Here is a 12,840-nt window from a genome sequence, read left to right on the forward strand (position 1 = left end):
ATGAACACCCTTTTTAAAGTTGGACTTATTGCGGGCCTGCTATTAGCAGGCCCAACCTTCGGCGCGGAGAACATTACCCGCGCCGATCAGATTCCCCAGCTTCACGAAGATCCGCAGGATCCGACGGTCAGTGAGCGCGTAACCTCGCGCTTTACCCGTTCCCACTATCGCCAGTTCGACCTGGATCAGAACTTTTCAGCGAAAATTTTTGATCGCTATCTGAACATGCTCGACTACAGCCACAATGTGCTGCTGGCGTCAGATGTGGCGCAGTTTGCCAGCAAAAAAACCACCGTCGGCGATGAGCTGCGCAGTGGCAAGCTGGATCTCTTTTACGATATTTATAATCTGGCGCAGAAACGCCGTTTTGAGCGCTATCAATATGCGCTGACGGTGCTGGCTCGTCCGATGAATTTCAGCGGCAATGACACTATCGACATTGACCGCGCGAAAGCACCCTGGCCGAAAGATCAGTCTGAACTGAATGCGCTGTGGGATGCCAAGGTCAAATATGATCAGCTGAGTCTGAAGCTGGCGGGTAAAGATGATAACGAGATCCGCGACGTTCTGACCAAGCGTTACAACTTCGCTATCCGTCGTCTGGCCCAGAGCAACGGTGAAGATGTTTTCCAGCTGGTGATGAACGCTTTTGCCCGCGAAATCGATCCGCACACCAGCTATCTGTCGCCGCGTAACACCGAGCAGTTCAACACCGAAATGAGCCTGTCACTGGAAGGCATCGGTGCGGTTCTGCAGATGGATGACGACTATACGGTGATCAACTCGATGGTCGCAGGCGGCCCGGCCGCGAAAAGCAAAGCCATTACCGTTGGCGATCGCATCGTCGGTGTGGGTCAGCCAGGCAAGCCGATGGAAGATGTGATCGGCTGGCGTCTGGATGATGTCGTGGCAAAAATTAAAGGACCTAAGGGCAGCAAAGTGCGCCTGGAAGTTCTGCCAGCCGGTAAGGGTACTAAAACCCGTACTGTGACGCTGACGCGTGAGAAAATCCGTCTGGAAGATCGCGCGGTTAAATTGACCATCAAAAATGTCGGCAAGCAGAAAGTGGGCGTGCTCGATATTCCTGGTTTCTATGTCGGCCTCACCGACGACGTGAAAGTACAGCTGCAGAAACTGCAGAAACAGAACGTCGACAGTGTGGTGATCGATCTGCGTACCAACGGCGGCGGCGCGCTGACCGAAGCAGTCTCGCTTTCCGGTCTGTTTATTCCGAGTGGTCCGGTGGTTCAGGTACGCGACAACAATGGTCGGGTTCGTGAAGACAGCGATAACGACGGCGTTGTCTACTACAAAGGACCGCTGGTGGTGCTGGTCGATCGCTTCAGCGCCTCAGCTTCTGAGATCTTTGCTGCCGCGATGCAGGATTACGGTCGCGCGGTGATTGTTGGCGAGCCAACCTTTGGTAAAGGCACCGTTCAGCAGTATCGCTCTCTGAACCGCATCTACGATCAGATGCTGCGTCCGGAGTGGCCTGCGTTAGGCTCCGTTTCTTACACTATTCAGAAGTTCTATCGCATTAACGGCGGCAGTACACAGCGTAAAGGCGTCACGCCGGATCTGCTGATGCCAACCGGCGTTGAAGCGGCTGAAACCGGTGAGAAATTTGAGGATAACGCACTGCCGTGGGACAGCATCAAAGCGGCGACCTATGTCAAAACCGGTGATGTGAAACCGCTGGTAGTGCAGCTGACTAAGCAGCATGCTGACCGCATTGCTCAGGATCGCGAGTTCCAGTACATCATGAAGGACATTGCCCGTTACAATGCCCTGAAAGATAAGCGCAACATCGTGTCGCTTAATCTCGCTCAGCGCGAGAAAGAGAACCACGAAGATGATGCGTCTCGTCTGGAGCGGATCAACGCGCGCTATCAGGCCGAAGGCAAAAAACCGCTGAAAAATCTGGATGAGTTGCCGAAAGATTATAAAGAGCCGGATCCCTATCTTGATGAGACGGTGAAGATAGCTAACGATCTTGCGCAACTGGAGAAATCCCAGCCAGAGGCGCCAGCGGCTAAATAATCCGCTGTTGCCAGAAAAAGCACCGCTCAGCGGTGCTTTTTTTTGTACTCAGAAAAGTTTCCAGTAAGCAATGATTAGCGCTGGTGAAGGTGCCTGAAGGCTGGGCTCCTCATCAGGCGTGTCAGAATGTAAAGTTATGTCTTTTTAGGCACTTAAACGTTAAGGTTGCTTGAAAAGCAGCCCAATGCCCATAGGATATGGATCCGCGTATAGGCGCGTGAACTACTGAGGAAGATTAACAAAAATGATGCGTATTGCTCTTTTCCTGATGACCAACCTGGCTGTGATGTTGGTATTCGGGCTGATTCTCAGCCTGACAGGGATCCAGTCAAGCAGTGTTCAGGGCCTGATGATCATGGCAGGCCTGTTTGGCTTCGGCGGTGCGTTTGTTTCACTGCTGATGTCGAAGTGGATGGCACTGCGATCGGTTGGCGGTGAAGTGATTGAACAGCCACGCAACGAAACCGAGCGCTGGCTGGTGGATACAATTGGCCGTCAGGCACAGCAGGCGGGTATTGCGATGCCACAGGTGGCGATCTATCACGCACCTGACATCAACGCCTTTGCGACTGGCGCACGGCGTAACGCCTCACTGGTTGCTGTCTCAACCGGTCTGCTGCAGAACATGAGCCGTGATGAAGCGGAAGCGGTGCTGGCACACGAAGTGTCACACATCGCCAACGGCGACATGATCACCATGACGCTGATCCAGGGTGTGGTGAACACCTTTGTGATTTTCGTTTCACGTATTCTGGCGCAGATCGCGGCGGGCTTTATGTCCGGCAACCGTGATGGTGAGGAGAGCAGCAACGGCAACCCGCTGGTCTACTTTGCGGTGTCGATGGTGCTGGAACTGGTGTTTGGTATTCTCGCCAGCATCATCACCATGTGGTTCTCGCGTCACCGTGAGTTCCATGCCGATGCCGGTTCAGCGAAGCTGGTAGGTCGTGAGAAGATGATTGCGGCGTTACAGCGCCTGAAAACCAGCTACGAACCGCAGGAGCCGAGCAGCATGATGGCGTTCTGTATCAACGGTAAAGGCAAATCGTTCAGCGAGCTGTTTATGTCGCATCCGCCGTTAGATAAGCGTATTGAAGCACTGCGCAGCGGTCAGTATCTGAAGTAGCGTTAAGCAGAGCAAAAAAGGCGACCCTGGGTCGCCTTTTCTGTTTAGAAACCATAATCAGACTGAATCTGACAGCAATATCTTAGCCCAACATGCAGGGAACCCGGGCAGAGGAGGAAAGCGTCCCGCGCCATGGATGGTGCGGGCCGACCGTCATGGATGACAGAAGTCTTTCCGATCTGACCGGGTTCCCTGTGAAGGCTCGGCCTTACAGCGAATCGGGTCACACTCTGTCAGGTGGTCGCCTTTTCTGTTTCTGCCATCAGGCGCGGGTCTGCGTCATCCGTGACACACTGACCAGTGCGGCCACGGCGGCAAAGCTGCCCGCCAGCAGCAGTGAAGCGTGCGTCCCGCGATCATCAAACAGATTAAACATCAGCGCGACCAGCGCGGCACCCATACTCTGGCCCAGCAGGCGCGCGGTGCCCAGCATGCCGCTGGCGCCGCCGCTGCGATGACGCGGAGCGGAAGTGACAATGGTGTGGTTGTTGGGTGACTGAAACAGCCCAAAACCGGCACCGCACAGCATCATGCGCCAGATTATATCGCCATCACCCGGGTTGGCCGGCAGCCAGGCGAGCAGAAACAACCCCAGGGCGAAAATGGCCAGCCCGATGCCGCCAAGCAACCCTGCATGCACCCGTTCAATCAGCCGGCCGGCAATCGGCGCAAATACCATGGTTGCCAGCGGCCAGGGCGTCAGCAGTAAACCGGTTGCCACCTCATCACGCTGCAGGACGTTTTGCAGAAAGAAGGGCAGCGACACCATCGCCAGCATCTGCGCGCAGAACGAACAGACCGACGTTCCCATCGACAGGCTGAAAATCGGGATACGCAGCAGATCAACCGGCAGCAGCGGCACCGCCATGTTTAACTGACGACGAATAAAGAACCAGCCCACAACCAGCAGAGCAATGACCTCCGATAGCACCAGCAGATGACTCTGTCCCTGTGCAAACCCGCTCAGCGCAGAGATGATCAGACCAAAGAACAGGGCGTTCATGATCGCGCTGGGAACATCAAATTTCTGCGCCGTCGCTTTCTGCGGATTATCAGGCAGCGTGCGCAGCGCCAGCCAGAGCGCAATGGCACCCAGCGGGACGTTAATCAGAAACAGCCACTTCCAGCTTGCCACCGAAAGAATCGCTGCGGCGACCGTCGGGCCTGCCGCGGTTGAAACCGCCACGACCAGCGAGTTGATCGCCATGCCGCGTCCCAGATGACGCTGCGGATAGATAATGCGTATCAGCGCGGTATTCACACTCATCAGCGCTGCACCTCCTAATCCCTGCAGCACGCGGGCGAAAGTCAGCATGGTCAGGGTGGTGGAGAAGGCGCAGAACAGCGAAGTGGCAATAAACAGCGCCAGGCCCGCCTGATAGACGCGGCGATAACCCAGCATGTCGCCCAGAAAGGAGAGCGACAGCAGCGAGACGATAATCGCAATCTGATAGGCGTTCACTATCCAGATCGACTGCGCCGGGCTGGCATTCAGTTCGCGCGAGATAGTGGGCAGGGCGACATTGGCTATCGCGCCATCCAGCACCGCCATGGTCAGACCCAGCGCGATGGTGACGATTGCCATATAGCGCTGACGCGCGGGTAATCCATCCTGAGGAGGGGAGAGTGTCATAAGTTAATTACTAAAGAGGGTGAATATCATCATGCTAATGAAATTAACGCTGAAATACAGCGATCGGATGGATAAAAAACTGTCTTTAAATATGACGTAATGGTTAAAGCATTGCTGCCTTCGTATGCCTCACTCTATACTGACAGTCCGTTCCATTTTTTTTGAAACAGGTTTAACAAGGTGCGCGATGTCCTCTGCTGAAAATGATAAACAGCCCGATTCCGTCTCTTCGGTACTTAAAGTGTTCGGCATTCTGCAGGCGCTGGGTGAAGAGCGCGATCACGGTATTACTGAGCTCGCGCAGCGCGTGATGATGTCAAAAAGCACCGTTTACCGTTTCCTGCAGACCATGAAGTCGCTGGGTTATGTCACGCAGGAAGGTGAGAGCGAGAAGTACTCACTGACACTGAAGCTGTTTGAACTGGGCGCAAAAGCGCTGCAGAACGTCGATTTAATCCGCAGTGCGGATGTGCAGATGCGTGAGCTTTCGCGTCTGACCAAAGAGACCATTCACCTGGGGGCGCTGGAAGAGGACAGTATTGTCTACATCCACAAAATCGACTCCCTCTACAACCTGCGTATGTATTCGCGCATTGGCCGTCGTAATCCGCTGCATACCACCGCGATTGGGAAAGTTCTGCTCGCCTGGCGCGATCGCAGCGAGGTTGAGGAGATCCTGCGGGATGTCGAATTCAAACGGAGCACGGCCAATACGCTGTTAAGCGCGGAGGCGTTGATTACGGCGCTGGATCAGGTAAGAACGCAGGGCTATGGTGAAGATAACGAAGAGCAGGAAGAGGGTTTACGCTGCCTCGCTGTGCCGGTATTTGACCGTTTTGGCGTGGTGATTGCGGGACTGAGCATCTCTTTTCCTACCATTCGCTTTTCAGAAGATGCCCGCCAGGATTACGTGGCCATGCTGCATCGGGCGGCGCGTACGCTCTCCTCGGAGATGGGCTATCACGACTATCCGTTCTGAAAACAGCGGGCCATGTGGCCCGCTGCTTTGTTAATTATCGATCACTTCTCCGCTTTTCTTCAGCAACGGACAATCAGTCACGCCCACCACGCCACTGTCAGTATGCAGATACTGCGCACTGATCACACCGCGAGCGGTCAGATAGCTGCACTGCAGGCCAAGGCCGGCTGCATTTTTAGTACTGCCGGTTAATACGCCATAGCCGGTAAACAGCATCGCCAGCCAGATCACCGCCAGCAAGCCTACCGTACGAATAAACAGTTTCATTATGTCTCCTTGTGAAAGATAACTCAGCGCTCCACCTGGTGCCGCCGGTTATGATGATATCAGCATGCCTCGCTTTTCTGGTGGGATCGATCAGAGATAACTGAAACGGTAAATTCTGCATTGATGTTAACCCCATTATCTTTTGCGATGGCGACAGGTAGAATGGGCGGTTGCCATGTTCTGGCGTTTCCACTGAGTTTTACGAGGCAGTTATGAATGAGTTAGCCGCAAATTCGGGCCCACTGGTCAGCTATGGCCTGCTGGTCATTATTTTGATTGTGGCGTTTATCGCCTGGTTCTTTGTCAACCGCGCCAGCGTGCGCGCCGGTGAGCAAATCCGCTTACTGGAATCTTTGCTGGAAGAGCAGAAGAAACAGAATCAGCTGCTGCGCCGTCTGATTGAGATGCAGCCAGGGGCAGAGAGTAAAAAAACCGATGACGATCGCGAGAAACGCGACTTTATCCGGTTGATTCCGGAACGATAATCACAGCAGAGAGGCGGGATGGTCTGGAAAAATCCGTGGTATGACAGCAGCAAAGCGCATCACACGCCCGAGGGATTCTGCAATCCTGAACCGGAACGGCGCAAGCCGGGCGATCTGCAGCGCTGGCGCAGGGAGCGCAAAGCGCAGGGGCTGCCGCTGCCACCGCAGCAGGGCTACGGGGCTTTCACCGAACAGTGGTGGCAGCCCGCCGATATCAGCGGCAGTGACGATCGCATCTGGTGGCTGGGCCATGCCGCCGTGCTGCTGCGACTGAACCAGCAATATATCCTGATCGATCCCGCACTCTCGTCACGCGCCTCGCCACTCTCTTTTGCCGGGCCGCAGCGAAAAACGCCCGCACCGCTTAGCATTGCTGATCTGCCGCGTCTGGATGTCGTGCTTATTTCACATAACCATTACGATCATCTTGATCGGCCGACGGTTAAAGCGATCGTCCGGCGTTTTCCGCAGGCGACCTTCATTGTGCCGCTGGGCCTGGAAAAATGGTGCAGGGCGCGGGGCGTGAAACAGGTCCATCAGCTCGACTGGTGGCAACAGTTTACTGTCGGCGACCTCTGTTTTGATGCGGTGCCGGCACGTCACTGGAGTATGCGAACGCCGCGCGATCGAAACCGTTCGCTCTGGTGCGGCTGGGTCGTGCGTTCTGCCTCCGTGCGCTTCTGGTTCTCGGGCGACAGCGGCTACAGCGATAGCCTGCCGGAGATTGCGGCCCGACTCGGCCCGTTCAGCCTGGCGGCTTTGCCGATTGGCGCTTATGCACCTGAATGGTTCATGGCGGGCCAACATATGAATCCCGATCAGGCGGTGGCGCTGTGGCAGGCAGCAGGCAGGCCGCTGACGCTGCCCATCCACTGGGGCGTGTTCGAACTGGCCGATGAGTCGCTGGATGCGCCACCCAAAGAACTGGCGGATGCGCTGCTGCGGGCAAACGAGCAAAAGGGCGGTTTCGCACCATGGCGAATAGGCGAAAGCCGCGGGCTGAATAAGGATACCCAGGAATTATCCTAAAACCTCAGAGTTAAAACAAAAGCCCTTTTTTATTATCTGATATCAATTTTTCAAATCAAAAGTTAAATTCTTAATAAGTAAAATCGGGCTCAATGCTTTTATTTGGAGCAGGACGACTGTCTGGCTCCTGCTTTTGGTGCAAAAAAAGTGTTATCTGTACGAAATAAAAGGCGCTGTACAGGATTGACGCCGGATTATAGATATTTTCAACTTTTCGCGCTTCGCTTATTCATTCTGTTATTGCCATATTTGTGAAATATTAATTTCTTATGGTATCCATTGGGTTAGACCCGGCAACAGAGGCCGGAGAGGGGTCTGGCCGGAGAGCGTGCTTAATTTGCATCGGCATTTGTAAGCGCCACAGAACAGGCAATGTGAGCCTTCTGGCAATTATGTGCGCAGGCTGGCTGAGGCCTTTAAAAATGGCTTGCCATTGTTTTTAGGATATGTGATAACAAATCCTGAGTTAAACGAGGTACAGTTCTGTTTATGCATGGCATCTTCTGTAAAGAAGTCTGTAAAGAAGAACGAGTAAAGACGTTGACGTTGAATACCGCTTCCTTGCCGAACCTTAATTAGTGCCTCATGCAGTAATGTCTCTGGTTTTTCTGTAAGACAGCCTTCGGGCTAAATAAACATCTAAAGGAATTTGCAAAATGGCAAAGATTAAAGGTCAGGTTAAGTGGTTCAACGAGTCTAAAGGTTTTGGTTTTATCACCCCTGCTGACGGTAGCAAAGATGTGTTCGTACACTTCTCCGCTATTCAGGGCAATGGTTTCAAAACCCTGGCTGAAGGCCAGAGCGTTGAGTTCGAAATTCAGGACGGCCAGAAAGGCCCGGCAGCCGTTAACGTTACGGCTATCTGATTCAACTCCGCCTCGGTGCATTGCACCCTGACATGAAATCTCAAAGCCCTGGCTTCTCAGCCGGGGCTTTCTTTATGCTTCCGATGCGTAAACGTTAAGGTTACACTGCGCCGCGTTATCTGATGCCGGAGCACCCTATGTCCCTGATTTGCCCTCTTTGTCACTCTCCTCTCGCCTTTACTGCGCGCAGCTGGTGCTGCGAGAATCGCCATCAGTTTGACCAGGCGAAAGAAGGGTATGTCAATCTGCTGCCCGTTCAGCATAAACGGTCGCGTGAACCGGGTGACAGTGCAGAGATGATGCAGGCACGACGTGAATTTCTTGAGGCAGGCTACTACCAGCCGCTGCGTGATCGGGTCGTCAGCCTGCTTGCGCCCGCGCTGAGCCAACCGGAGTGCAAAATCCTGGATATCGGCTGTGGCGAAGGTTACTACACCGCCGCACTGGCTGACGGAGCAGGCGAGGCCGGGCAGGTCTATGGGCTGGATGTCGCCAGAATGGCGATCCGGCTGGCAGCAAAGCGCTATCCGGCGGTGCGCTTCTGCGTCGCCTCCAGCCAGCGCTTACCCTTTGCCGATCACGCCCTGGATGCGGTTGTCCGAATCTACGCACCCTGCAATGAAGCGGAACTGGCCCGCGTGCTGAAGCCGGGTGGCCTGGTACTGACCGTGACACCGGGCCCGCATCATCTGCAGCAGTTCAAGGCACTGATTTACCGCGAAGTGCAGTTGCATGTGCCGGAGCAGAAAGCGTATCCCGGATTCCGGCAGGTGGCGCAGCATGCGCTGCGTTACCCGATGGCATTAACCGGCACAGCCGCGACGACCCTGCTTCAGATGACGCCGTTCGCCTGGCGGGCGCGTGAAGAGGTCTGGCAGACCCTGCAGCAGAGCGAGCAGTTCAGCTGCGACGCAGACTTTACCCTGACTGTGTGGCAGCGCGACTAGCGCGCCTCGACCAGGGTGTTATAGATGCGCTCCAGATCGTCGAGTTGCTGCACCGCGATCAGCAGCCGACGCTGTTCCAGCTGAATCACCAGAATGCCATCCTCAGAGAGATTCATGCCCTGAATTCGCCGGTAATCGATCCAGACACCGGCGTAAAACAACCCCTCACTTTTCATCAGCAGCGTTGGCTTTCGCAGCCAGAATAACCAGAACGCCAGAAAACTCAGCACCATCAGCAGTGAGGTGGTGAGCTGCGGGCCGTGATGGCTGACGTTGCTCCACAGCAGGATCAGCAGCAGGCCGATGAAAATCAGGCTATCCAGCTTATGCTGCCTGCGCAGCGCAACCCGTAAGCGGGTCGGGCCGTGGCGACGCGGCAGAATCGCCTCATGATAAATGGCAAACCCCATCAGGGCGGCAATACAACACGCAATCAGCGCATCGGTTAATGACATCACAGCTACCTCAAACAGGGTGAGCTCAGCCGGTTGTGGCTCAGCTCACCACGCTTAAAAGCCGGGAGCGCAGGCTCCCGGCCGGGTGAAATTACAGACCGAGCAGGCCGATCCAGTAACCAAAGATACCGATGGCAAAGAAGCCGACGATAATCCACAGCGCGTTCACTTTACGGCGTAACAGCCACATACAGCCAAAGGTCAGCAGCAGCGGCACCACGCCCGGCATCAGCTGATCGAGGATCGACTGTACGGTGGTGACGGTGGTTTTACCGGTCGAGTCGGTAATACGTGACACCACCAGCGGGATGTTTACGTGTGTCCACTTGTTGACCAGCGCCCCCATGACAAACAGGCCGAGAATCGACGCGCCCTCCGTGAGTTTCTGCAGGAAACCGCCGCCCATATCACTGACGATATCGATCCCTTTGCGATAGCCATAGGCCACGCCGTAGTAGCGGGTCAGCAGACGTGCCAGGTTAAACAGCACAAAGAAGAGCAGCGGACCCAGCAGACTGCCACTCATGGCGATACCGGCTCCCAGCGCGGCAAACACCGGGCGCACCGTACCCCAGAAGATCGGGTCGCCAACACCGGCCAGCGGTCCCATCAGGCCGACTTTAAGGCCGTTAATCGCGCCATCGTCGATCGGTGCGCCGTTAGCACGCTGCTCTTCCATCGCCATAGTCACGCCCAGAACCGGCGCGGCCACATAAGGATGGGTATTAAAGAACTCCAGATGACGCTTGATCGCCTGCTTACGATCATCATTGTTCTCAGGATAGAGACGGCGGATCACCGGCACCATTGAGAAGCAGAAGCCCAGCGCCTGCATGCGTTCAAAGTTCCATGAACCCTGGAACAGATTAGAGCGCAGAAAGACGGCGCGAACATCACCGGGTGTCAGTTTCTTTTCGACTTTCGTAATATCAACCATGTGCTCACCTGTTCCTTAATCGAGTTCGTTATCAAGATCGTTTGCGGTCGCTGCACCTGTTGGTGCTCCCGCCACACGGTTGTATTTCGGGCTGAGCTGAATGTAGAGCACCGCCATGACCACGCCAATGACGCCCAGCGCCACCAGGTTAAAGTTGGTGAAGGCCGCGGTGACGAAGCCCAGGTAAAAGAACGGCATCAGGTAGCCTGCGCGCATCATGTTGATGACCATCGCATAACCGACCACCACAATCATGCCACCGGCGATATTCAGGCCGTTGGTCACCACGTCCGGAATAGAGCTGAGTAAGGCGTGAACCGCACTGGTGCCGACCGAAATCGCCACAATCAGCGCCGGGATAGCGATACGCATCGCCTGTAACAGCAGGGCAGAGACGTGGATCCAGGAGATGGCCGTGAGGTTACCTTTCTCTGCGGCTTTGTCAGCCGCATGCTGGAAGGCGACGGTCAGCGTACGCACGATAATGGTCAGTACCTGTCCGGCGGCGGCCAGCGGAATCGCCAGCGCAATACCGGCACCCACACTTTGACCGCCAGCGATAACCAGGATGGTCGAGATAATGGAGGCGAGGGCGGCATCAGGCGCAACGGCGGCACCGATGTTCATCCAGCCCAGCGCAATCATCTCCAGCGTACCGCCGATAATAATGCCGGTTTTCATATCACCCAGCACCATACCAATCAGGGTACAGGCCACCAGGGGACGGTGAAACTGGAACTCATCCAGAATCGACCCCATACCGGCAATACAGGCGACAATAAAAATCAAAATAATTTGTAGCGAGGTTATTTCCATCATACTTCTTGTCCTCAGCAGGATAACCAGGAGCCCGGAAACGCAGGCGCATAAGTGCTTCTGTTACGCGTTAACTTTCGCGATCAGATCCATCATTTTCAGTTTCTGGTCACTGGAAACTTTACGCACTTCCAGTTCAATATTGCGTTCATTGAGTTTGCGGAATGCGGCAATATCTTTTTCATCGACCGAGACCGCATTATTGACCTGAGTTTTTCCCTGGCGGAACGCCATACCGCCGATGTTGACGGTTTTAATATCGACACCCTGTTCCACCACGCGCAGTACATCGGTGGGGTTGGTAAACAGCAGCATCACGCGATCCTGACCATACTTCGGGTTGTTCCACACCCGCACCATCTTATCGACATCCACCACATGGGCCGTGACGCCGGGCGGAGCGACCTGCGTCAGCAGAGTCTTGCGCACATGATCGTTGGCCACTTCATCGCTGACTACGATAATGCGCTGAACATTGGTCTCTTTGGTCCAGCGCGTTGCCACCTGCCCATGAATCAGACGGTCATCAATGCGTGTCAGCCCGATTTTCATGTGGTCACCAGGCGCCATCGGCTTAGCCGGTTGCACCGCAGCGGCCGGTTTCACCGCGGCTGGCGCCGGTGCTTCTTCTTTGGCTTTCAGGGCTTTGACGCCTTCACGGCCGGTCTCCACCGCCACGGCGACCAGCTCGTCAAAACCGGGATTGTCATCGCGCGCCATCAGGGTTTCGACCAGCATCGGGATATTGACCCCGGCGATGACCTCATACTGCGGTTTGTCGACCACGATGCGACTGGCCGCATTAAACGGACTGCCACCCCAGGTATCAACTAAAAACAGGACTCCCTGCGTCGTATCAAGTTCTGCCAGTCGTGCCTGATATTTTTCAATCAGCGTTTCTGCATTTTCACCGGGGACAAAATCTATCCAGCCGACATTGTCCTGCTCGCCCAACAGCATTTCTGCTGTTTTCAGCAGTTGTTCCGCTGCCCAGCCGTGTGTACCAATTACTATCGCAATGGTCACGTGCTACCTCCGTTCGCTAGAGATGCTCATCTGAGTCAATGAACTGTATTGAAGTGCTTTGATGATCTGTTTAACCGGATGATTCGAATTATCGGTATAGCGTCGAAAAAACATGGGTTAACTACGTCAAGGCGGTAAAGTCGCGATTTATTTTAGTGATCGAAAAAATAAATTATGTGATGTCTGTCAGCTATTCATCCTGTGAAGTGACCAGTAACCCTTTTTATGCGCCTG

Annotated in this window: 13 protein-coding genes; 7 read left to right on the forward strand and 6 right to left on the reverse strand. The window is 54.8% G+C overall.

Features of this window, described 5'->3' with window-relative positions; all coding sequences use genetic code 11:
* Nucleotides 1-2,040, forward strand: a complete 2,040-nt coding sequence (gene prc / locus ACVKSX_RS02245; protein WP_010670770.1) for a carboxy terminal-processing peptidase — start codon at nt 1-3, stop codon at nt 2,038-2,040.
* A 244-nt stretch (nt 2,041-2,284) separates the two neighbouring features.
* Entirely contained in the window at nt 2,285-3,166 is an 882-nt protein-coding gene (gene htpX / locus ACVKSX_RS02250) for a protease HtpX (RefSeq protein WP_003852678.1), read from the forward strand.
* Nucleotides 3,167-3,428: 262 nt separating this feature from the next.
* Here htpX and ACVKSX_RS02255 read toward each other — a convergent pair whose 3' ends face one another.
* Nucleotides 3,429-4,799 (reverse strand): MFS transporter, encoded by a 1,371-nt coding sequence (locus ACVKSX_RS02255; RefSeq protein ID WP_111533878.1) that lies wholly within the window; start codon nt 4,797-4,799, stop codon nt 3,429-3,431.
* A gap of 187 nt (nt 4,800-4,986) precedes the next feature.
* Here ACVKSX_RS02255 and kdgR point away from each other — a divergent pair, with 187 nt between their 5' ends.
* Complete coding sequence (gene kdgR, locus ACVKSX_RS02260; RefSeq protein ID WP_010670769.1) at nt 4,987-5,778, forward strand: DNA-binding transcriptional regulator KdgR; 792 nt, start codon at nt 4,987-4,989, stop codon at nt 5,776-5,778.
* Nucleotides 5,779-5,808: 30 nt separating this feature from the next.
* Here kdgR and ACVKSX_RS02265 read toward each other — a convergent pair whose 3' ends face one another.
* On the reverse strand, nt 5,809-6,045 hold the full coding sequence (locus tag ACVKSX_RS02265) for a YobH family protein (protein ID WP_010258788.1): 237 nt from the start codon (nt 6,043-6,045) through the stop codon (nt 5,809-5,811).
* A gap of 212 nt (nt 6,046-6,257) precedes the next feature.
* Here ACVKSX_RS02265 and ACVKSX_RS02270 point away from each other — a divergent pair, with 212 nt between their 5' ends.
* The 4 genes from ACVKSX_RS02270 to rlmA all read left to right on the forward strand — a co-directional run bounded on the left by ACVKSX_RS02270 (nt 6,258) and on the right by rlmA (nt 9,372).
* A complete protein-coding gene (locus ACVKSX_RS02270; protein WP_010258793.1) occupies nt 6,258-6,530 on the forward strand; it encodes a YebO family protein in 273 nt (90 codons plus the stop codon).
* Nucleotides 6,531-6,548: 18 nt separating this feature from the next.
* Nucleotides 6,549-7,559 (forward strand): MBL fold metallo-hydrolase, encoded by a 1,011-nt coding sequence (locus tag ACVKSX_RS02275; RefSeq protein ID WP_163639257.1) that lies wholly within the window; start codon nt 6,549-6,551, stop codon nt 7,557-7,559.
* A gap of 656 nt (nt 7,560-8,215) precedes the next feature.
* Entirely contained in the window at nt 8,216-8,425 is a 210-nt protein-coding gene (gene cspE / locus ACVKSX_RS02280; RefSeq protein WP_003852684.1) for a transcription antiterminator/RNA stability regulator CspE, read from the forward strand.
* Between the two features lie 137 nt (nt 8,426-8,562).
* A complete protein-coding gene (gene rlmA / locus ACVKSX_RS02285) occupies nt 8,563-9,372 on the forward strand; it encodes a 23S rRNA (guanine(745)-N(1))-methyltransferase (RefSeq protein WP_033771965.1) in 810 nt (269 codons plus the stop codon).
* Here the strand turns inward: rlmA and ACVKSX_RS02290 are convergent.
* The 4 genes from ACVKSX_RS02290 to manX form a co-directional block, all read right to left on the reverse strand.
* Nucleotides 9,369-9,827: a DUF986 family protein gene (locus ACVKSX_RS02290; RefSeq protein ID WP_045139903.1), complete on the reverse strand. Its 459-nt coding sequence runs from the start codon at nt 9,825-9,827 to the stop codon at nt 9,369-9,371. The genes rlmA and ACVKSX_RS02290 overlap by 4 nt on opposite strands.
* Nucleotides 9,828-9,918: 91 nt before the next feature.
* Entirely contained in the window at nt 9,919-10,764 is an 846-nt protein-coding gene (locus ACVKSX_RS02295) for a PTS mannose transporter subunit IID (RefSeq protein ID WP_010260523.1), read from the reverse strand.
* A gap of 15 nt (nt 10,765-10,779) precedes the next feature.
* Nucleotides 10,780-11,580 carry a PTS mannose/fructose/sorbose transporter subunit IIC gene (locus ACVKSX_RS02300; protein WP_010670765.1) on the reverse strand — a complete coding sequence of 267 codons (801 nt, stop codon included), beginning with the start codon at nt 11,578-11,580 and terminating at the stop codon, nt 10,780-10,782.
* Nucleotides 11,581-11,643: 63 nt separating this feature from the next.
* Nucleotides 11,644-12,606, reverse strand: a complete 963-nt coding sequence (gene manX / locus ACVKSX_RS02305; RefSeq protein ID WP_052270527.1) for a PTS mannose transporter subunit IIAB — start codon at nt 12,604-12,606, stop codon at nt 11,644-11,646.
* Nucleotides 12,607-12,840 lie beyond the last annotated feature (234 nt).

Source organism: Pantoea sp. PvP021 (genome assembly GCF_054056055.1).